This window comes from Flavisolibacter tropicus (genome assembly GCF_001644645.1).
GTDB classification, from domain to species: Bacteria; Bacteroidota; Bacteroidia; order Chitinophagales; family Chitinophagaceae; genus Flavisolibacter; species Flavisolibacter tropicus.
The window spans coordinates 3,935,798-3,955,138 of sequence record NZ_CP011390.1 but is presented as its reverse complement, the minus strand read 5'-3'; the positions used below and the strand labels follow the sequence as shown (position 1 = coordinate 3,955,138).

The following is a 19,341-nucleotide window of genomic DNA, read 5'->3' as shown; positions in this document are numbered from 1 at the left end:
ATTTTTGCGGGCTATGGCAATGCAATACTATACAGCAGACCGGGTATTTACAGGAGAAGAATGGTTAGAAAATATGGTGATCCAAACAATTGATGGACGTATTCAGTCCCTCTTGCCGGCCGACAGTGTGGACCCTGCCGCTGTACAGCGTTTTGACCATGGTAGTATTATCCCTGCTTTTCTGGATATCCAATTATATGGCGCACATGGTCGATTGCTGGCAGTGTATCCCGATCCGGAAACGCTTTTTGAAACAGTGGACTATTGCCTAAAAGGAGGCGCAGTGTTGTGTTTGCCTACTGTGGCTACTAACAGCAAAGAGGTGTTTTTTAAATGTATTGATGCTGTACGCGCCTACTGGCAGGAAGGCGGCCCTGGCGTGTGGGGGCTTCACCTGGAAGGCCCCTGGCTTAACCCCGTTAAACGCGGCGCCCATGTAGAAGCCTTTATTCACCCTCCCACAGTAGAGGAGGTAAAAGAAATATTAGAGTATGGAAACGGTATTGTGAAGATGATCACCCTGGCACCAGAGGTTTGTAGTGATGAAGTAATCCAGCTGATCCAATCGTATGGCATTACCATTTCAGCCGGACACAGCAATGCCACATTTGCACAAGCCACTGCCGCCTTTGATAAAGGTGTTCATGCCGTTACTCACCTCTACAATGCCATGAGTGCACTACAGCACCGTGAACCTGGATTGGTGGGCGCTACCTTTTTACACCCTCAGGCAAAGGCCAGTATTATTCCCGATGGGCACCATGCCAGCTTTGAAGCCATCCGCATTGCCAAACAGTTGATGGGCGATCGCCTGTTTACTATTACCGATGCGGTAACAGAAACTACAGAAGGTTATTACCAGCATGAGAAGGTAGGCGATAAATACGAGTGCAATGGCACACTAAGTGGGTCTGCCCTCACCCAACATCAATCCATGTTAAACCTGGTTAACAAAGTAGGCATAGAGCTGGGTGAAGCCATTCGGATGTGTAGCTTGTATCCTGCCCAGGTAATTGGCGCCGATGAGATTTATGGGAAAATTGCGCCGGGTTATACAGCGCAATTTTTAGTATTGAATAATGACTTAACCTTGAGCCAGGTTATTTTGTAACCGGATAAAAACTGTAGGTTGTTTTCTTTCTTTTGGCGTATTGGATAAACCAGGTAATTGTGAACGTAGGAATGATATCAAACCCTGGCAGTAATTCCTCTAAAAAGTTGAACATACCGCCCAGGAAGCCTTTTCTAAAGCCAAACATCTTCATATAGATCAAGGCAGAAATAGGCGCCCATACCAAGTCCAGCAGTTCCCCCAAGATGGGAATTCCATAGGAAGCGCAACCCAACAGGTCCATCAGGATACACAATCCTAAAGAAGGCAAAGGTTTAGGCTCTACAATAACCTGTGTAGCCGCTTTGCGGTTTTTAAAAAAGAGGCTTTTCATTTAGCTAATAGGCATGCGGTTTTTTCCGCATACTATATAGATGCGAAAAAAGGGCCGAAGTTGTATGCCATGCCTCTCTGGCTCCTTAAAGTATGGTTAATAAGCTGTGGCACAAAGACATCCATTGGAATTAAAGCAGCGTTCCTGGAACAGGCATAAAAAAGCCCCGCCGGCGCGGGGCTTCAGGGCTTTTATAGATTGTCATCTTCGTCGTCGGCTTCTTCATCTTCTTCGAATTCGATATCATCAAGGTCTTCATCATCCATGTCCTCTTCATCAAAATCATCATCCTCCAAATCTATTTCCTCATTATCGATTAGCTCGTCCTCTTCCTCTTCCTCATCGTCTTCATCACCATTGGCATTACTTACAGGGCGAATTGAAGATGCACCGGTATCGGCATATTGCGATCGGTCTTTCAAGACATCTTTAGGACCACGATCGGCCATTTCGGATGCGGAAAAGCCTTCCAGGCGTTCATCATCTCTTTCTTCCGCTCTATCTGGATCGTTGAAATTATTTTTTCTGATCTCCATATTGCTTGTTTTAAACAGCTGGTAGCAAAAAAGCTATGCCATAGTCTACAAAACCTGCATTAATTTTTTAACGGCCACGAAATCAGCTGAATAGGCTGAGATCCCGACCTGGAAGCAGTATTATAAAAAGTGTTGCTGGGGAAATAGCGCCGCCATTCGTTTTTATGCCAGCTTATTCATCAACAGGTCGCTGTAAGACTCAGCTACATAATCATTCTCCGTTAATTCAAATAGCTGTCCGTAGTAGCGGCACTGCTCTTGCAGCTTTTCTATACCAATGCTGCCATCACTATCAATAGCTTCTACCTCTACGAATGTGCCCAGTTCTTTTACTTCATCAAAATGAAACTTAACGTTGTCGATAAAATAGATCTTACGTTGTTTGTCTACCACTACTTTCACGCCCAGTGCTGCCGTAAGTACATGCTTTAATGATGGCTGTGGTTGGTGTTCATACAACAAAACATCCGATTGTTTAGCTCCAGCTACGTTCTGACGCTGATAATGAATGAGTGCATTTTCAATAGCGCCCTCACGCAGTTTCATACGGCCATGAAGTACATTGAAATAGGTATCGATTTGATGGTCCAATCCTTTAAACAGGGGTTGATGGGTTTGCAAACGCTCTTCTAACTCCAGTAGCCTCGTGGTACGTGCTTTAAACTCAAAATTGATGTGCATGCTGTAAAGTAACGGCATTGTAGCTTTCGGCATAGTTTTTTATCACCCTATAGAAAAGTACAACTTATGAAACCGTCAAACTTTCTAATACTCATCACTGTTAGTGCTTTCTGTTTTACGTCCTGTGTATCATCTAAACGTTATAAAGAATCACTGGCCAGAGAGCAGCAGTTAACTGATCAAGTAGGCCAACTGAACAACAATGTAACAGACTTGAATAAGCGCTTATCGGATGCGCAAGCGGAAAACAACCGGCTGATTGGCCAGATCGACGCATCAGGTAAGAATGCAGCAGAACTAAGCCGCCTGGCCAATATGACGCAGCAACAATTGCAGGAAGAACAACAGCGCTTAAGACAAATGCATCAGCTTATGGATCAACAGCGTCAAGCCATTGAGAACCTGAAAACAAAAATGACCAATGCACTGGTCAACTTCAAACCCGAAGAGCTAACCGTATCTGTAAAAAATGGTAAAGTGTATGTGAGCTTGCAGGAGAGCTTGCTGTTCCCATCTGGTAGTGCTGCGGTTAACCCTAGGGGTAAGGAAGCACTCGGCAAGCTGGCACAAGCGCTAAACACCAACCCCGATATTAATGTACTGATTGAAGGACACACTGATTCTATTCCTATTAAAGGACGTTATGAAGACAACTGGGCACTGAGTACAGCGCGTTCTACCGCTATCGTGCGGCTGCTTACCAGCACCTATGGTGTAGATCCCACTCGTGTTACAGCCAGTGGACGCAGCAAGTATGAACCGGTAGACAGCAATGAAACACCAGAAGGACGAGCGCATAACCGACGTACTGAAATCATCTTAGCACCTAAACTAGACGAGCTGATGCGGCTGCTGGAACAGACACCCACAACCAGCCCAACGAGTGCTACTCCAACAACAGGAACACATTAAATAACAAAGCCCCGTATGACGGGGCTTTTATCTGCAATAGGTTTAGTAGGAACTACTGTGACTGTACTTTATAAGATGGCTGTTGTTGCCTCTTTTTATACAGCATAAAAAAATGCAACGTAAGCGCCAGAAAACAAACAGCCAGGGCAATACCGGCCAACCACCAGAAAAGACTATTTTCCCTGCGGATGCGGGGAAGCTCAATGTCTAGCTTCCGAAACTCATTTTGTATGGTGGGCTCTTCTCCCATGGGCTTTACCCAAGTTACAAAGCCTTTTGATCATTTCAGATCCAATACTGCCATGGTAATGCGGCTGATGCAGGTAAGCTGGCCTGCTTCGTTGCGGATCTCAATTGACCAAACTTGTGTGGAAGAACCAATGTGTATAGGGCGTGCCGTACCAATGACTTTACCACTGCGCACGGATTTTAAGTGATTGGCATTGATCTCTAATCCTACGCAGGCTTTCTTTGAGCGATCCACTACCAGGTTGGCAGCCACGCTTCCCAGTGTTTCTGCCAGTGCTACTGATGCACCGCCATGTAGAATACCCATGGGTTGTACCGTACGATGATCTACCGGCATTTCACCACAGAGATAATCTTCACCAATTTCAGTTAACTGAATATCTAAATGATTAATCAAGGTATCCTTATGCCGCTCTTTAAGCTTTTCAATTGAGCTTGTTTGAAACCAGATAGCCATTATTGCAGTTTAAGTATGTACGAAGGTAACAGAGCTTGTAGCATTACCATCAAACTATTGAAATGTTATAAAAAGAACAATTGATTACAGTTTATTGACGGAGATGTTATCCCCTTTTTAGATTTGTAACAACCAACAAATGCGCCTTACCAATGACTGCAACCAAACAATTCAATACTACATGGTACCCAGATGAAAAACTGATCATCACTCACATCAGCGGTGATGTAAACCGTGAAGATGTAGAGCAATGGGATCAATCGCTGCAACAGGCCTTAGGTGAACTTCCTGATAACAGTACCTTTAAGCTGTTTGTAAATCTCCATGGATTCAAAGCCATCAACTTTGATGCACATAAGCGGTTTCGTACAGTTATTCCTGGCACATTGGCCAACTATGGCTGGAGAGTAGGCTATATAGATCTGTTTGAAGAAGCAGCCAACTTACCTATTACACAAACACGTGGTATTACCTGTACCGCGGCTGTGCATGTACACCAGGATGAAACCAAAATAGCCTTATATGATGAACGCTTTGGCCGTGAATGCGAGCGCTTCTTTACAGACCCGCAAATGGCAGAAGAGTGGATAAGAAGCATTAGCGGTTAACAAATACTATTCATCGCTTGCTTTTGTCCTGATGATACAATCCTAAATACTGCTTTATCATTCTCTTAAATAAAAGCAATTAACCACCTTATTCATCTAAGTACCGTAACTTAATTACAACAAACAAGTGGCTTATGTGGAAACTTCTGTTTGACAACCTGGCTGCAAAGGGAGTAGTTCTTAATGCAGAGGAAACAGAAATATTACAGTCTCTATTCTCGTATAAAAAATATAGAAAGCACCAATACTTATTGCAGCAGGGTGATGTTTGTCGCTACGAGTCTTTTGTAATAAAAGGCATTGCTCGTATCTACGAAGTAGATGATAAAGGCCAGGAACATATTCTGCAATTTACTCCTGAAGACTGGTGGACAGGTGACATGTATAGTTTTCTCTCCAACACACCTTCTAATTATAATGTGGACTGCTTAGAAGAAACGGAAGTACTTCGGATCACTAGGTCTGACTTAGACCTGTTATATGAAAAGGTGCCGAAAATGAATATTTATTTTCGGATCCTGTACCAGAACTCCATTATAGCTTACAACCGCAGATTAGGATCCACGTTGAGCAAGCCTGCCTTAGAGCGCTATCAAGAGTTTATTGATCGCTATCCATTCATTGAGCAGCGGGTACCCAATCACCAGATTGCTTCTTTCCTGGGCATTACACCACAAAGCCTGAGTCGGCTACGCAAACAATCCATGCCGGCCAAGAAAAGTTAACATAGGTTAATTAAATTACTTACCCTACTTGATTGTAATGGGGCTTGCCTACAGGCCACATTTGCATTAGAAAATACAACTAATGCAAAAAGGAATTATCTCTATTATTTATCACAGTAACCACGGCCATACTGAGCAAGCCGCCCACATGCTAGCTGCTGCTTTGGAATCGCCCCATACTGTGGTGCATTTGATTCATGTATCCAATGTCAAACAGAACTGGAGCACACTACACGGATCTGATACCATCGTTTTTGGTTGCCCCACCTATTTTGGAAACGTATCTGCTGGCTTTAAAGCGTTCATGGAAACCACAGGAAGTTTTTGGTACAAGCAACTATGGAAAAACAAATGGGCCGCTGGCTTTACCGTGTCTTCTACTATTGGTGGTGATAAGTTAAACACCTTGCAGTCGCTTGCCTTATTTGCAGCGCAGCATAGCATGCATTGGATAAGCCTTGGTGTGCTGCCCCGTTATATCAACGATGAGCAGACCGACGGACAAAACAGATTAGCCAGTTACATGGGATTAATGATTCAATCTGACAACAGTCAGCAACGCGTAGATGCCATACATCCGGGCGACTTGCTCACTATTGAGCTGTTTGCGCAACGTCTGATGGAGGTTACGCTTCAATCCAAAAACAGCTTGCTACAACTCGATTCTGCAACCAGTCTTTAATCCTTTAAAATAATCAACAATGAAAAAGTTTCTCTTCAATACATCCAATACATGGTCTCCCTTCTTTCTTCGTATCATACTAGGTCTTGTTTTCTTTGCGCATGGTGCACAAAAATTAATGGGCTGGTTTGGCGGCTATGGCTTTAAAGGCACGATGGCGTATTTCACAGATACGGTTTGTCTTCCCTGGATCATTGGCTTTACGGTTATCATCATCGAATGCTTTGGCTCCCTGGCGCTAATTCTGGGCTTGGCCACCCGTGTTTGGAGCTTAGCTTTTATATTCCTCAATATTGGCATTATTGCTACCGTACATTATCAGCATTTCTTCATGAATTGGTTTGGCAACCAGAAGATAGAAGGATATGAGTACTTTTTATTGGCCATTAGCATGGCCTTATCCCTTGTCTTTACTGGTGCAGGCAGGCTTTCTCTGGATCAAAAGCTTTCCCTGCAGCCAGCAGCAACAGGTTCAACAAATTAATCTGCGCCGGTATTTTTTTAAAATTCATTGCTTCCACTTTACATTATTTCGCCCCACAAATACAATACATCCATTATTACAAGCTAATGATTACATAAAAGGATGTAGCATTTTAGTAGTTTATGCATCTTTACTTTTAGATCTTGGATAGATGATTAAGTTATACATTCATGCTTCTCCGTGTTAAAAAAACTAAAACCATGAACACGCAACTGCAACAGGATTTAGACAATCTTTCGGAAATATTGAATGCTGCAAAAGAGCAAAGCCTTGCCTATTTAGGCGATATCCATAAAAGGCCAACGACAATCAACCAGGTGCCTTCTCTAAATAACCCGACGTTACCATCCCAAGGGCAGGGTGCGTTACATACTATCCAGGAGTTTGAAAACCGATTCCAATCTTTGATGGTTGCCTCCTCTGGACCCCGCTATTGGGGTTTTGTGACAGGTGGCTCTACTCCCGCTGCTATCATGGGCGACTGGCTGACCAGTGTTTATGATCAAAACACACAAAGTACCAAGGGACAAGGAGATCTTTCAGCTCTTATTGAATCAGAAACCATCAACCTGCTATTGCAACTATTTCAATTGCCAGCAACCTATTTAGGTGGCTTTGTTACAGGCGCTACGATGTCCAATTTTACTTGCCTAGCAGTGGCACGTCAATGGGCTGGTAAGCAAAAGGGAATAGATATTGCCAAAGAAGGCGTCACTTCCGGTATAAAGATTCTATCGGCAACACCGCATTCGTCAGCCATTAAATCGCTGGCTATGCTAGGCTTGGGTAGTAATCACTGCCTACCGGTTAAGGTAGTTAATGGCAACCGGGAAGCTATGGATATTCAAGACCTGGAAGAAAAGCTACGGGCATACAATGGCGAACCCTGTATTGTTATTTCCAGTGGTGGCACTGTTAATACGGTAGACTTTGACGATATGCAGGCGATAGCGGCGCTTAAAAAGAAATATAATTTCTGGTGGCATGTGGATGCGGCCTTTGGGGCTTTTGCCGCTTGCTCACCTGATTACCAACACTTACTCTCTGGTTGGGATGCTGCCGACAGTATTACAGTAGATGGTCACAAATGGTTAAATGTACCCTATGACAGTGCTATTTTTTTAATACAGGAAAAACACCGCCACCTGCAGGTAGAGACGTTTCAAAATTCTAATGCACCCTACTTAGGTGACCCTTTAGAGAACTTTACATACCTGAACTTTCTGCCTGAAAATTCCAGACGCCTGCGAGCATTGCCTGCGTGGTTTACACTAATGGCTTATGGCAAAGATGGCTATCAACAAATCGTAGAGAACAGTATTAACCTGTCGCGCCAGTTAGGGAAAAGGATAGAAAGCAGTGAGCTATTTGAACTATTAGCACCCGTGCGTTTAAACACGGTTTGCTTTACACTAGGCCGCTCTAAGGACCAACCAGAAACCGTAAAAGCATTTCTTACAGAACTGAATAGTCGCGGCAAAGTATTTATGACGCCCACTGTTTACAAAGGTGTTAGCGGTATACGTGCCGCCTTGGTAAACTGGCGTACAACAAGTGAAGACATAAACTTGGTATGGGCAGAAATGGAAGCCGCTTATCTAAGTGTTAAGGCTAATTGATCACGGGCACAAAGACGAGCTCCCGCAAAAGAGAGAGCACCTATTAGCTAAAAATTGTGCAGGAGGCTCGCCTGTGAAGGAATGTAAGTGTCTTTAAGTTGGTTTTGTTCAAAACTCCTAGTCTGGAATAAAGCCGAAAAAATTATACCAGTACAAACTGAGCAGTGCTAAAAGAAACATTTTTTTTGCAGGTTTCTATAGCTCCTAATTTATTGGCTTACATGACTGGTCTAAATAAAAGAGGGGCGCTAATCAGCGCCCCTCTTTTATTTATCTGGTATGATGAAAACTAATCTGGAATTATACTCCCCAAATTATACACCGAACTGTGTTAGATGGTGATCGAGGTGTTTACTCATCATGGTATTCCATTCAGTTTTAGTAAGCTTTCCAAATGAAAGCGACTCCTTGCCATCAAAGTGGGCTTCTCCTAATTGTTGAGTTTGAGCAATATAGTTGATAAGACGGCTTTTCTCTGCTTCAAATTGCTTTTCATCCTTAATTATAAAAGCCGTTGCAGTGTGCAGGTTACGCTTGTAGGGCTTTCCGCCAACGACCGTACTCTTTACAAAGGCCTTCAACAGGAATCGGGTAAAGGCATTGGGTTTGGGGTGCTTGTTATCATAAATCATTTCATAGGTAACGTTGCAGTGTGCCAGCATTTGTGAAACAGACATCTTACCCCACTGCGGCTGGCTTTCTGGTGTCAGCTTTTCAATGCGGTTAATGAAGGTGGCGATACCTGTTACTTGAAAGATATTGGTCATGGTAGTTCGTTTTCTGCAAAGTAAAGAGACGCGCACTAACCTTTCATCAATTATCTCACAATTCCGCTTAGTGATTAATAACCCACCTTTATAAAACAATAGCCCTCATTGGAGATCTCCAATGAGGGCTATTGTAGCACCTTATCTAATAAAATTACAGCCAGTTAAGCTGCTAACCTTTCACGTTTGACGTTTCACGAAACTCACTACTCACCATTCACCACTCACCTAATAATTCACCACCTGCTCTTCAATAGCAACAGGTATCTCGCGCCACTCATACTGCTGGTTACGCAGTTGTGGTTCAAAGCCAGCCTCACGAATGGCATCCTGTATAGTCTTGTACGTAAAGCGGTGTGGAGCACCGGCGGCACTTACCACGTTCTCTTCAATCATGATGGAGCCAAAGTCATTGGCACCGCTGTGCAAACAGATCTGAGCGGTTTGCTTTCCAACTGTTAACCAGGAAGCCTGGATATTCTTGATATTCGGCAGCATAATGCGGCTGATGGCAATCATACGGATGTACTCTTCTGGAGTTGTCAGGTTATGCACACCGCGGATACGCGTCAGTAAGGTATCCACATCCTGGAATGTCCAAGGGATAAAGGCCAAGAAGCCCTTCGCTCCTTCTGGTTTCAGCGCTTGTACATCACGTATTTTAACCAGGTGCTCAAAACGCTCCTGTATGGTCTCCACGTGACCAAACATCATGGTAGCCGATGTAGTGATATTTAATTTATGCGCTTCGTGCATAATGGCCAGCCATTCATCAGATCCGCATTTGCCTTTGGAAATCAGGCGGCGCACACGATCTATCAATATTTCAGCACCAGCTCCGGGCAGCGAATCCATACCTGCTTCTTTCAGCGCCTTCAACACATCGTGGTGACTCATCTTCTCCAGCTTACAGATATGCGCCACCTCAGGTGGTCCCAGGGCGTGTAACTTAATGGTTGGAAACTCCTGTTTGATCAGTCGGAAGGTATTGGTATAAAAATCCAATCCCAGCTCTGGATGGTGCCCGCCTTGTAACAGTAGCTGATCGCCGCCATACTTGATGGTTTCCTGAATCTTCTTCCGGTAAGTAGGCATATCGGTGATATACGCCTCCGGGTGGCCCGGTATCCGGTAGAAGTTACAGAACTTACAGTTGGCAATACATACGTTGGTGGTGTTCACGTTACGGTCAATCTGCCAGGTCACTTTACCGTGGGGAACCTGCTTTTTACGCAGCTCGTCGGCTACTAACATCAGTTCCGTCAGCGGGGCGTTCTCAAAGAGATACATTCCTTCTTCTATACTCAGAAAGGCAAAGTTGAGTGCCTTATCATACAAATCTTGTAATTGCATACGGCTGCAAAAATACAAAGGTGCGACCGCAATTTGTGTTGATTGGTTTGGGGACTATTTCCTTATGGTTTATTTTAGACAAATCATGGCATTTGCAACATCCATTTGAATGCCATTGTCTTATAAAAGCCAATCTACTAGCATGAGGAAAACAAGTCTAGCTCTTTTGCTTGCCTTATTACAGCTGTTTGCATCGGCGCAGGAAGAGTTTGTGACCCCCTCCCGCTTTTTGACCCGTCTGCCATTTGAACAACTGACCGGTGGTGTAATTTTGATGCGGGGCTGTTTCAGCACCTTTCCCGATACCCTCAATTTTATTTTAGATACGGGTAGTGGCGGCATTTCGCTAGACTCCACCACAACGGCTTATTTTGGCCTAAAACCTACTCCCTCCGATAAAACCATTCGTGGTATTGGAGGTATCCGGCAGGTTAGCTTTTTGAACAACCATCAGCTGCGCTTACCCGATCTGACCATTGACAGCCTGAACTTCCATATAAATGATTATGAACTATTAAGCAGTGTTTATGGAGAGCGGATCGATGGTATTATTGGCTACTCAGTGCTAAGCCGCTATATTCTAAAAATCAATTTCGATAGCTCTTACCTGGAATTCTGGACACAGGGCGCCATAAAATACCCCCGTGGTGGCTACATGCTCAAACCTTTTATTACAACACTACCGGTACAAGCCGCTCGCGTAAAGGACGAGCGCACCATCTACTCTCGTTTTTTATACGATATGGGTGCCGGGCTCAATATGATGCTCTCCACCGATTTTATCAAAGACAGCTCCCTGCTGCAACGTAAACGGAAGTACTATACCAAACAGGCTGAAGGTTTAGGAGGCAAGATCGACATGCAAATGACCGTTATTAAAGAGGTCAAGCTGGGGCCTTACCGGTTTCGTAACGTGCCCATTTATGTGTTTGATGATGAAAACAATATTACCTCCTACCCCTACCTGGGTGGGTTAATTGGCAACGACCTGCTCCGCCGCTTTAATATCATTTTAAACTATAGCCGCCGCGATTTTTACCTGGTGCCCAATAAACACTATGCCGAGCCGTTTGATTATTCGTACAGCGGTATTGAGCTTTATGATATCAACGGCGAAGTAGTGATTGGCGATGTGGCTAAAGGCTCTCCGGCAGAAGCTGCGGGACTCCATGAGGGTGATATAGTTGTAGCCATTGATAAAAGCTTTAACCAAAGCCTGGGTCAAATGAAAATAGCCCTGCAACAGGAAGGTAAGCTCATCCGCATGATCATTCGCCGTGGCGCTGAACTCATCCAAAAGGATTTCAAGATCAAAAGCATGAAGCATTGATAGCGTGAGTGGTGAATGGGGAGTGGTGAATTTCGTGAAACGTCAAACGTGAAAGAAGCTTCACGCTGTACGCTACACGCTTCAAGCCATACAGCCCTTCTACTGCGTGCAGCGTATAGCTTGCAGCGTGTAGCCTTTTAACTCACCATTCACGGCACCCAGCTCAGCAATAACTTTTCTCCTCTCCCTTTCCACCTTTTGGAATAGTTTTACAGTTCATGCTTGGATGTGTGAACCAGCTAAAACCATTAAAACCTTTGAATTAGTGATATGGTAAATTATGAACGATTTGTATTGCCCAATGGCCTGCGGGTATTGGTGCATCAAGATACCTCAACACCCATGGCCGTATTTAATGTGATGTATGATGTAGGTGCAAAAGATGAAGACCCCAATAAAACCGGTTTTGCCCACTTGTTTGAGCACCTAATGTTTGGTGGCTCTATCAATGTGCCCGAGTACGACGAGCCCTTACAGATGGCCGGCGGCGAGAACAATGCCTACACGACCAACGACCTGACCAACTATTATATTCAATTGCCTACCGAGAATCTGGAAACGGCTTTTTGGTTAGAGAGCGACCGCATGCTATCGCTTGCATTTGGAGAAAAGAGCCTGGACGTACAGCGCAAAGTGGTGAGTGAAGAGTTTAAAGAGCATTACCTCAATAAACCTTACGGTGATGTATGGCTAAAAATGCGCCCACTGGCCTATCAAACACATCCCTACCAGTGGATGACCATTGGTAAAGAGTTGTCGCATATTGAAAACGCACAACTGCAGGATGTAAAAGACTTTTTCTTTAAACACTACCGTCCTGTCAATGCCATACTGGTAGTAGCGGGCAACGTAACTGTAGAACGCGTACGCGAGCTGGCAGAGAAGTGGTTTGGTCCTATTGAAAGCGGTGAGCGCTATAACCGCAACCTGCCTGTAGAACCGCCACAAACGGTAGGCCGCAAACTGGAAGTACATGCCGATGTACCGCTGGATGCCTTATACAAATGCTGGCATATTTACTCACGTCTTGACCCACGCTATTATGCAGCCGACCTGATCACCGAAGTATTGAGTGGTGGTGGCTCTTCGCGTTTGTACCAGGCACTGGTAAAAGAAAAGCAACTGTTTTCTAATATTGAGTGCTATCACTCAGGTACAGTAGATGCTGGTTTATTAACCATTGAAGGTAAACTGGTAAAAGGCGTAAAGATGGAAGATGCCGAGAAAGCAATTGAGGAAGAACTACAAAAGATGCGCACTGAAAAGATCTCTGAGGCCGAATTGCAAAAGGTAAAAAACAAAACCGAAAGCATGATCGCATTTGAAGATATGAGTGTTATGAACCGCGCCAACAGCTTAGCGTTTTATGAACTATTGGGCGATGCATCGCTGATGAATACAGAATTGGATCGCTACAATAAAGTAACGGCCGATGATATCTTAAAAGAGAGCAACGCCATCTTCAACGAAAATAATTGCAGCACCCTTTATTACTTATCTAAGAACTAGCACATGCCAACAACAGAAACATTAAATAGAAAGAAAGCCCCGGCTATAAAAGATGCTGTACATCTGAACCTGACACTGAAGCCTTATGAAAAGTACACATTGAAAAATGGTGTAGATGTTTATGCTATTGATGCGGGCGCTGAGGAAGTGCTGATGCTGGATTGTGTGTTCTATGCCGGTAACTGGTACGAGCAGCACAACCTGGAAGCCGCCAGCACTAATTTCCTGCTGAAGAACGGCACTAAAAATAAATCAGCGTTCCAGATCAATGAACATTTTGAATACTATGGTTCTTACCTGAACCGCGCCTGCTATAATGAAACATCTACCATTACCCTGCATAGCTTAAGCAAACACCTGCAAGAGTTGTTGCCAGTAATGCGCGAGATCATTACAGAGTGCACCTTCCCGCAAGAGGAGTTAGATATCTACAAACAAAACATGAAGCAACGCCTGAATGTAAACTTGAAGAAAGGCGACTTCGTGGCTACCCGTTTGATCGATGCCTACTTGTATGGCGAGCAGCATCCTTATGGCCGTTACAGCCGCTTTGAAGATTTTGATGCCATCACACGTGAAAGTCTTCAGCAGTTTTACAAACAATATTACCAAAATGGTAAGCTGATCATCTTTGTAGCAGGTAAGCTACCCAAGAACATTTTTGAATTGCTGGAAGCCAATTTCGGTGACCTGCAAAACAGCCCCATTGCAATAGCAGATCTTCCTTCACACCCAGCTGATGAAAAAAAGTATAGAGTGATCAATGATCCAAATGGTGTGCAAGGCGCCATTCGTATGGGTACGCCGTTTCCTAATCGTCACCACCCCGACTTCTTGAAAGTAATGGTGTTGAACAACCTGTTTGGTGGCTTCTTTGGCTCACGCCTGATGAATAACATTCGTGAAGACAAGGGCTATACCTACGGTATCTACAGTTACCTGGAAAATCACATTCAGCAAAGCGCCTGGGTGATCAGCACAGAAGCAGGAAAAGATGTATCGGAAGCAACTGTTGCCGAAGTGTATAAAGAAATGGAAGGCCTGCGCAATGAGCCGGTAGGTGAAGAAGAGTTATCACTGGTACGTAATTATATGGCCGGTAGTATCCTTGGCGATCTGGATGGTCCTTTCCAGATCTTAAACCGCTGGAAGAATATCATTCTTAACGGCCTGGATGAGCAATACTTCTATAACCAGCTCAACACCATCCGCACCGTGAGTGCACAGGAGTTGCAAGAGCTGGCGAACAAGTATTTGCATCCCGAGAAGTTTTATGAATTAATAGTGATTTAATAAACATTCACTGTACTTAATCAATAAAGAGCTGACATACTATTGTCGGCTCTTTTCTTAAACATTCATGGCATGCGGCAACAGTTTTTTAATGCTTTGTCATCTATTACTACACTTAGCCAGGAAACAATAGCAGATATAGATCAATGTCTGGCAGAAGCCCATTTTCCCAAAAATGCTACCATAGTACAGGAGGGTGCCCTTTCTTCAAAAATGTACTTTATTTTCAAGGGCGCCACACGAGCCTTTTACTTTCACCAGGGAAAGGAATATACTGACTGGTTTATGTTTGAGAACATGTTCATGTGCTCGCTGTTAAGCTTTTTTGGTGGCCAAGCCAGTGCTCAATGCATTGAAACACTTGAAGCATCTGACATGCTGGTACTAACCCGTGAGCAAATCAACTGGCTTTGTGACAAGCACCACGACATGCAAAAACTGAATAGCATCCTGCTCACGAACGGACTTATTAGCTTACAGCAAAACGTCATTGACCAGCGCTTCAAAACAGCACAGGAACGCTATGTGATCCTGCTGAAAACATTTCCTCAAATCATACAGCGTGTACCGCTCAAACATATAGCTTCCTACCTTGGTATCACGCAGGAAACACTCAGTCGTATAAGAGCAGTGGCCATTATTTGACCTAAGATCAAATGGTGTGCTTTAAGCTTGCAATAGTTTTGCCATATGATACTAACTGCCTACTCAATCATTATGTTGCTTTTCTGGACAGGTGTAAGTCTATACCTGATCATCAATTGCCGTAAGATCGTTTACCTGAAAGATCAGACTCCATTAGATGAAAAAAGCTGTCCTGCGGTAACCGTGATCATCGCTGTAAAAGATGAAGAAGCAGACGTGGAAGATGCCTTGCATAGTGTGTGTGAACTGGATTATCCCAATTACAACATAATCGTCATCAACGATCGATCAACCGATACTACATCAGCTATCCTCTCCAGAATGGCCAGCAAGCATCCGCGTCTTCACATCATTAATGTTGAAGAGTTGCCACAAGGCTGGCTGGGTAAGAACCATGCCTTATATCAAGGCTACAAGGCTTCTTCAGACGAATGGTTATTATTTACAGACGCCGATGTGCTGTTTGAAAAAGGAGCGCTGAAAAAGTCGATGCGCTATGTGTTGCAAAAGCAACTGGATCATTTAACGATGTTTGCCCAGATAACATCTCGCTCTTCTTTGTTCAAAGGCGTCATGAACACGTTTGCGCTGATGCTGGATATAAAGCTGCGGCCTTGGGAAATCTCTAATCCTTCTTCTAAAGCCTCGTTAGGCGTAGGTGCCTTTAACTTAGTAAAGCGTGAAGCTTATGAGAAAGCGGGTACACATTCTGTTATCTCGCTACGGCCAGATGATGATCTGAAATTAGGGGAACGGGTCAAGAGCGCAGGTTTCAAACAAGATGTTCTTTATGGTGAAAAAGAAATTGCATTGGAATGGTATACCAGTCTTCAGCAGTTTGTAAACGGGCTAATGAAGAATATGTTTTCCGTATCCAATTACCAGGTAGGTACGGCGATTGGTACCGCCATCTCCACCTTTCTTATTTTAGTATTGCCTGTGCCCCTACTTCTTCTTTCCGGATCTCTATACCAGCTAATGGGTGTTGTTATTTTAATAGCACAAGTACTACTTATGCTATTGAAGAAAGGTATTGCGGCTAAATGGTGGCACGCGTTATTAATTCCCTTCTCTGGACTGGTAATGGTGTATATCATCATTAAATCAACCTGGCTCACCATCAAGCAAGGAGGCATTTACTGGCGTGATAGTTTTTATCCGTTGACAGAATTAAGGAAGCAGGTGTAGACTTTATTATTGGCGCATGATACAACTTGAACATTCAATAGCACGACACAAACGAAATAAACACTTACGCTCACAATAGTAACCTGACCGCCATATATAACGCCTCTTGCCTTTGTCGCCCTGAGCTTGGCGAAGGGCACTTGCACCTTCAACCAGCTTGCTATTAATCATACACTTCGCTGTCAGGCGTAACTCGTTTCAGCATCTGATAACCGCATTACAATCAAAGCTATTAACATAGAAGTATTCTCCATCCTGCACACTTGCGTTTTTAGGTTGCCAGCACAAAGGACCGCAAGTGCCAAGATCGTTATGAAGTAATCCTAACTAAGCCATAATCCTGCAAGCCCTCAAAAACATGAGTATATTTGATTGTTACAGGCAGCCCAGAAACAACCACTCATCATAGATGAACACATTTGACACGACTAAAACTTACACAGTCACTGACCTTATTAGAGATACATCTATTACTATAGTAATTATTGCAGTTATATATTCTGTTGTTTTATTGTGGTTCCCGGAGAAACTGACAATATTCTCGCTCATCGTTCCGGGACTATTGCTTTTGAAAGACTTTTACGACAAGGCGAGCCGACGACGCCTTCAACGACTAACCTTTGACACTGACAGAAAAGAAGTCGTTCTTTTCTTCAAATCCCTGTTTTCAGACATCAAACAAATACGACTTCCGTTTGACAAAGCAAGGCTGGAAGTGTTAGTAGAGAAATCCAAACTCCAAATCTTTGAGCCATTAACGCTTTTTATTATGAAAGAAAAGATGGAAGTCTTTGAGTTAAACAAGAGCAAGGACAATCTTCAGGTAGATACACTTCAAGAGATTGTGCGAACAGCTGAACATCTTGCAATTCCTATAATTCACAAATAACGAAAGACTGAAGGGCTGCCTATAACAGGCGCTTGCCCATAAGCTGAAGAATCCTCACCCGACATTTGTTCTTTATTGGGCTTTTGAATAACTTACTAAGACTGCCTGCATTACCAATGTCGACACATTGACAAGTCTTTATCCGTTGTGCGCAGTTCAAAAAACCTTTTTCTCTTTCAATGAGTATAAATCAAACTGGCGTTATTGATGTTATTAGTACATCACCCGAAGGGAATGTTGTTTTAAACATTTCAGACCATCACCCTTGGAGCGAAGCTTGGCATCTTCAATTGCTTCAAGACAAGATCAATGCTTACTTGCAGTTCATTGAAAGTGGGCAAATTATAAATGACTATCCCGCTGCAGCTGGAAAAGAAATAATCATAGAAGCTGCTTTGAAATACGAACCGGCTGACGAGGCAACCTCCTTTTTAGAAAAGGCGAAGAAGGTAATAACAAGCGCAGGAATTGGCTTTCAATGGAAAGTCCTAGACTTTAATGAATAACAGAGCCCTTACTCCCCTCCGCTATCTGTAGTGTTCCTTAATCAAGAAACGACCGCTGTCCTGAGTTACAAACTCAGGACAGCGTGAACTATAATTTCATCGTTCTCTACAAATAGCCAGGGGCTTTCCATATTACCGCCAACTAAGAAACCTATTCTGGCGCCAGTATGCCGCCTGGCCTTGGCCGCGCGGGGTACTGGCGCCGGGGAATAGGGCAGGTCGTAGCTTTTTCAAAACAGTGCCCAAAACAACTAAGCCAAAACGTTACCTACAGTGCGGCACCAGTACCCCACGCTACTTACCCAACCCCGCATACTGGCGCCAGTTTGGGGGTAGACTTTATCAATGGCGCATGATACAACTTGAACACTCAATAGCACTATACAAACGAAATAAACACTTACGCTAACTACTTGACACCATTCAGAACGCCTCTTGCCTTTGTCATGCTGTGCGCAGTGAAGGATCTCAGAGACTCACACCAAAGCCTGTTTGTTATCAATAATGACTTTTACTGTCATGCTGAACTCGTTTCAGCATCTTATAACCGCATCACAATCAAAGCTATTAACATAGAAATTTTTTCATTTTACACACTGCGCTTTTCGTGTTTCCGACAATAAAGAAACGCAAGTGTAAAGTGCTTGTTATGAAGCAATAGTAACTAAGTCATATATCCGGCAAGTCCACAAAAACATACTTATATTTGAGTATCACCGAAACTTATGCACAAAGTATTTACTATAAGTCTTTTACTATTTTCTTGCAGCAACCCTCATAGCCCAGCAGAAAAAACAGCACTACCTCTTGTTCATAATTCCCAGAAAAGTATTGCACATAATTTTATTACTTCTGCGGATTCAATAGTCCTTATTAGTCATCAAACTTATGACGATAGCCCGCCAGATTCAAAAACAGGAAAGCTCCCTTCAGGTGCCAACCTTTTAGATAGCGGACGGCTGAATACAAGTATTATCCAAGAGCGGGTTCGCTTAAAAGATATTGAGGCAGTAGGCTTGGGTCAAATTCTAGACGAGAAGGTCACCGATGATATTATTTATACTGCCTGTTTTGACCCTCACCACACGATATTAGCCTATAAAGACAATAAGATTTCCTATATCGACCTTTGTTTTGACTGTAAGGGTTTTGATGTGCACGATTTTCCTTTTGAGCATACGATGAGTTATGCAAAGTATAACAAGTTAAAAGCGGTCTTTAAAAGTCATAGATTTACTTACATGATTGACTAATTCGACTAAGATAGTATCTCGGTCCCTGCTGTGTCTCTACATCTAGCCATTGTGCGCCAGCATGACACGGCGTTTGTTATAAGAAACGTCCTATATCTTTCTGTTTACCTAAATTCAAAAACCACTCCTATCTACATCCCCGGCAACTTTATCTCCGACTCCTTAAACGCCTTACTGAGTTTTTCCTGGAAGGCCAGCTTTAGATCATGA

General features: G+C 43.6%; 22 protein-coding genes. 15 read left to right on the top strand and 7 right to left on the bottom strand.

The window, feature by feature from the left end:
• Window positions 1-13 precede the first annotated feature (13 nt).
• Window positions 14-1,111 carry an N-acetylglucosamine-6-phosphate deacetylase gene (nagA, locus tag SY85_RS16795; RefSeq protein ID WP_066406037.1) on the top strand — a complete coding sequence of 366 codons (1,098 nt, stop codon included), beginning with the start codon at window positions 14-16 and terminating at the stop codon, window positions 1,109-1,111.
• Here nagA and SY85_RS16790 read toward each other — a convergent pair.
• The 3 genes from SY85_RS16790 to SY85_RS16780 all read right to left on the bottom strand — a co-directional run bounded on the left by SY85_RS16790 (window position 1,101) and on the right by SY85_RS16780 (window position 2,695).
• On the bottom strand, window positions 1,101-1,445 hold the full coding sequence (locus SY85_RS16790; protein ID WP_226998860.1) for a hypothetical protein: 345 nt from the start codon (window positions 1,443-1,445) through the stop codon (window positions 1,101-1,103). The two genes, nagA and SY85_RS16790, sit on opposite strands and share 11 nt — an antisense overlap.
• A gap of 191 nt (window positions 1,446-1,636) precedes the next feature.
• Window positions 1,637-1,981, bottom strand: a complete 345-nt coding sequence (locus SY85_RS25770) for a hypothetical protein (RefSeq protein WP_066406036.1) — start codon at window positions 1,979-1,981, stop codon at window positions 1,637-1,639.
• Between the two features lie 162 nt (window positions 1,982-2,143).
• Window positions 2,144-2,695, bottom strand: a complete 552-nt coding sequence (locus tag SY85_RS16780; protein WP_226998858.1) for a class IV adenylate cyclase — start codon at window positions 2,693-2,695, stop codon at window positions 2,144-2,146.
• A gap of 33 nt (window positions 2,696-2,728) precedes the next feature.
• On the opposite strand from SY85_RS16780, the gene SY85_RS16775 reads away from it, so the two are divergent.
• Window positions 2,729-3,574, top strand: a complete 846-nt coding sequence (locus SY85_RS16775) for an OmpA/MotB family protein (RefSeq protein WP_066406035.1) — start codon at window positions 2,729-2,731, stop codon at window positions 3,572-3,574.
• A 52-nt stretch (window positions 3,575-3,626) separates the two neighbouring features.
• Here the strand turns inward: SY85_RS16775 and SY85_RS16770 are convergent, their stop codons facing one another.
• Together SY85_RS16770 and SY85_RS16765 are read right to left on the bottom strand one after the other, a co-directional pair.
• Window positions 3,627-3,824 carry a hypothetical protein gene (locus SY85_RS16770; RefSeq protein ID WP_066406034.1) on the bottom strand — a complete coding sequence of 66 codons (198 nt, stop codon included), beginning with the start codon at window positions 3,822-3,824 and terminating at the stop codon, window positions 3,627-3,629.
• A 30-nt stretch (window positions 3,825-3,854) separates the two neighbouring features.
• Window positions 3,855-4,280, bottom strand: coding sequence for a hotdog fold thioesterase (locus SY85_RS16765; protein WP_066406033.1), 426 nt, complete (start codon window positions 4,278-4,280; stop codon window positions 3,855-3,857).
• A gap of 152 nt (window positions 4,281-4,432) precedes the next feature.
• Between SY85_RS16765 and SY85_RS16760 the strand changes: the two genes are divergently transcribed.
• The 5 genes from SY85_RS16760 (at window position 4,433) to SY85_RS16740 (ending at window position 8,398) form a co-directional block, all read left to right on the top strand.
• A complete protein-coding gene (locus SY85_RS16760; protein WP_066406032.1) occupies window positions 4,433-4,888 on the top strand; it encodes a hypothetical protein in 456 nt (151 codons plus the stop codon).
• A gap of 134 nt (window positions 4,889-5,022) precedes the next feature.
• The gene (locus tag SY85_RS16755; protein WP_066406031.1) at window positions 5,023-5,613 is read left to right on the top strand and encodes a Crp/Fnr family transcriptional regulator; all 591 of its coding nucleotides are present in this window, start codon (window positions 5,023-5,025) and stop codon (window positions 5,611-5,613) included.
• An 82-nt stretch (window positions 5,614-5,695) separates the two neighbouring features.
• Window positions 5,696-6,295 (top strand): flavodoxin family protein, encoded by a 600-nt coding sequence (locus SY85_RS16750; RefSeq protein ID WP_066406030.1) that lies wholly within the window; start codon window positions 5,696-5,698, stop codon window positions 6,293-6,295.
• 19 nt (window positions 6,296-6,314) lie between these two features.
• On the top strand, window positions 6,315-6,779 hold the full coding sequence (locus SY85_RS16745) for a DoxX family protein (RefSeq protein ID WP_066406029.1): 465 nt from the start codon (window positions 6,315-6,317) through the stop codon (window positions 6,777-6,779).
• A 200-nt stretch (window positions 6,780-6,979) separates the two neighbouring features.
• Window positions 6,980-8,398 (top strand): pyridoxal phosphate-dependent decarboxylase family protein, encoded by a 1,419-nt coding sequence (locus SY85_RS16740; RefSeq protein WP_066406028.1) that lies wholly within the window; start codon window positions 6,980-6,982, stop codon window positions 8,396-8,398.
• A 314-nt stretch (window positions 8,399-8,712) separates the two neighbouring features.
• Here the strand turns inward: SY85_RS16740 and SY85_RS16735 are convergent, their stop codons facing one another.
• Together SY85_RS16735 and mqnC are read right to left on the bottom strand one after the other, a co-directional pair.
• Window positions 8,713-9,165, bottom strand: a complete 453-nt coding sequence (locus tag SY85_RS16735) for a DUF1569 domain-containing protein (RefSeq protein ID WP_066406027.1) — start codon at window positions 9,163-9,165, stop codon at window positions 8,713-8,715.
• Between the two features lie 228 nt (window positions 9,166-9,393).
• Complete coding sequence (gene mqnC / locus SY85_RS16730; RefSeq protein WP_066406026.1) at window positions 9,394-10,518, bottom strand: cyclic dehypoxanthinyl futalosine synthase; 1,125 nt, start codon at window positions 10,516-10,518, stop codon at window positions 9,394-9,396.
• Window positions 10,519-10,660: 142 nt separating this feature from the next.
• Here mqnC and SY85_RS16725 point away from each other — a divergent pair, with 142 nt between their 5' ends.
• From SY85_RS16725 to SY85_RS16690, 8 genes are all read left to right on the top strand, one after another.
• Entirely contained in the window at window positions 10,661-11,848 is a 1,188-nt protein-coding gene (locus SY85_RS16725; protein WP_066406025.1) for an aspartyl protease family protein, read from the top strand.
• A 270-nt stretch (window positions 11,849-12,118) separates the two neighbouring features.
• Window positions 12,119-13,357, top strand: coding sequence for a M16 family metallopeptidase (locus tag SY85_RS16720; protein WP_066406024.1), 1,239 nt, complete (start codon window positions 12,119-12,121; stop codon window positions 13,355-13,357).
• Window positions 13,358-13,360: 3 nt separating this feature from the next.
• Window positions 13,361-14,650, top strand: coding sequence for a M16 family metallopeptidase (locus tag SY85_RS16715; RefSeq protein ID WP_066406023.1), 1,290 nt, complete (start codon window positions 13,361-13,363; stop codon window positions 14,648-14,650).
• Between the two features lie 72 nt (window positions 14,651-14,722).
• A complete protein-coding gene (locus tag SY85_RS16710) occupies window positions 14,723-15,295 on the top strand; it encodes a Crp/Fnr family transcriptional regulator (protein WP_066406022.1) in 573 nt (190 codons plus the stop codon).
• A gap of 45 nt (window positions 15,296-15,340) precedes the next feature.
• On the top strand, window positions 15,341-16,483 hold the full coding sequence (locus SY85_RS16705) for a glycosyltransferase family 2 protein (protein WP_066406021.1): 1,143 nt from the start codon (window positions 15,341-15,343) through the stop codon (window positions 16,481-16,483).
• Window positions 16,484-16,892: 409 nt separating this feature from the next.
• Window positions 16,893-17,372, top strand: a complete 480-nt coding sequence (locus SY85_RS16700) for a hypothetical protein (RefSeq protein WP_066406020.1) — start codon at window positions 16,893-16,895, stop codon at window positions 17,370-17,372.
• Window positions 17,373-17,551: 179 nt separating this feature from the next.
• The gene (locus SY85_RS16695; protein ID WP_066406019.1) at window positions 17,552-17,878 is read left to right on the top strand and encodes a DUF6572 domain-containing protein; all 327 of its coding nucleotides are present in this window, start codon (window positions 17,552-17,554) and stop codon (window positions 17,876-17,878) included.
• 725 nt (window positions 17,879-18,603) lie between these two features.
• Window positions 18,604-19,131: a hypothetical protein gene (locus SY85_RS16690; protein WP_066406018.1), complete on the top strand. Its 528-nt coding sequence runs from the start codon at window positions 18,604-18,606 to the stop codon at window positions 19,129-19,131.
• The last annotated feature ends 210 nt before the right edge of the window (window positions 19,132-19,341 follow it).

Excerpts from the sequence above, each read along its gene's own strand:
- mqnC (WP_066406026.1), bottom strand. The coding sequence starts at position 10,518 with ATGCAATTACAAGATTTGTATGATAAGGCACTCAACTTTGCCTTTCTG.
- SY85_RS16765 (WP_066406033.1), bottom strand. The coding sequence starts at position 4,280 with ATGGCTATCTGGTTTCAAACAAGCTCAATTGAAAAGCTTAAAGAGCGG.
- SY85_RS16745 (WP_066406029.1), top strand. The coding sequence starts at position 6,315 with ATGAAAAAGTTTCTCTTCAATACATCCAATACATGGTCTCCCTTCTTT.
- SY85_RS16740 (WP_066406028.1), top strand. The coding sequence starts at position 6,980 with ATGAACACGCAACTGCAACAGGATTTAGACAATCTTTCGGAAATATTG.
- SY85_RS16705 (WP_066406021.1), top strand. The coding sequence starts at position 15,341 with ATGATACTAACTGCCTACTCAATCATTATGTTGCTTTTCTGGACAGGT.
- SY85_RS16755 (WP_066406031.1), top strand. The coding sequence starts at position 5,023 with ATGTGGAAACTTCTGTTTGACAACCTGGCTGCAAAGGGAGTAGTTCTT.
- SY85_RS16735 (WP_066406027.1), bottom strand. The coding sequence starts at position 9,165 with ATGACCAATATCTTTCAAGTAACAGGTATCGCCACCTTCATTAACCGC.
- SY85_RS25770 (WP_066406036.1), bottom strand. The coding sequence starts at position 1,981 with ATGGAGATCAGAAAAAATAATTTCAACGATCCAGATAGAGCGGAAGAA.
- SY85_RS16770 (WP_066406034.1), bottom strand. The coding sequence starts at position 3,824 with ATGGGAGAAGAGCCCACCATACAAAATGAGTTTCGGAAGCTAGACATT.
- SY85_RS16725 (WP_066406025.1), top strand. The coding sequence starts at position 10,661 with ATGAGGAAAACAAGTCTAGCTCTTTTGCTTGCCTTATTACAGCTGTTT.
- SY85_RS16760 (WP_066406032.1), top strand. The coding sequence starts at position 4,433 with ATGACTGCAACCAAACAATTCAATACTACATGGTACCCAGATGAAAAA.
- SY85_RS16775 (WP_066406035.1), top strand. The coding sequence starts at position 2,729 with ATGAAACCGTCAAACTTTCTAATACTCATCACTGTTAGTGCTTTCTGT.
- SY85_RS16695 (WP_066406019.1), top strand. The coding sequence starts at position 17,552 with ATGAGTATAAATCAAACTGGCGTTATTGATGTTATTAGTACATCACCC.
- nagA (WP_066406037.1), top strand. The coding sequence starts at position 14 with ATGGCAATGCAATACTATACAGCAGACCGGGTATTTACAGGAGAAGAA.
- SY85_RS16750 (WP_066406030.1), top strand. The coding sequence starts at position 5,696 with ATGCAAAAAGGAATTATCTCTATTATTTATCACAGTAACCACGGCCAT.
- SY85_RS16710 (WP_066406022.1), top strand. The coding sequence starts at position 14,723 with ATGCGGCAACAGTTTTTTAATGCTTTGTCATCTATTACTACACTTAGC.
- SY85_RS16780 (WP_226998858.1), bottom strand. The coding sequence starts at position 2,695 with ATGCCGAAAGCTACAATGCCGTTACTTTACAGCATGCACATCAATTTT.
- SY85_RS16720 (WP_066406024.1), top strand. The coding sequence starts at position 12,119 with ATGGTAAATTATGAACGATTTGTATTGCCCAATGGCCTGCGGGTATTG.
- SY85_RS16790 (WP_226998860.1), bottom strand. The coding sequence starts at position 1,445 with ATGAAAAGCCTCTTTTTTAAAAACCGCAAAGCGGCTACACAGGTTATT.
- SY85_RS16690 (WP_066406018.1), top strand. The coding sequence starts at position 18,604 with ATGCACAAAGTATTTACTATAAGTCTTTTACTATTTTCTTGCAGCAAC.
- SY85_RS16700 (WP_066406020.1), top strand. The coding sequence starts at position 16,893 with ATGAACACATTTGACACGACTAAAACTTACACAGTCACTGACCTTATT.
- SY85_RS16715 (WP_066406023.1), top strand. The coding sequence starts at position 13,361 with ATGCCAACAACAGAAACATTAAATAGAAAGAAAGCCCCGGCTATAAAA.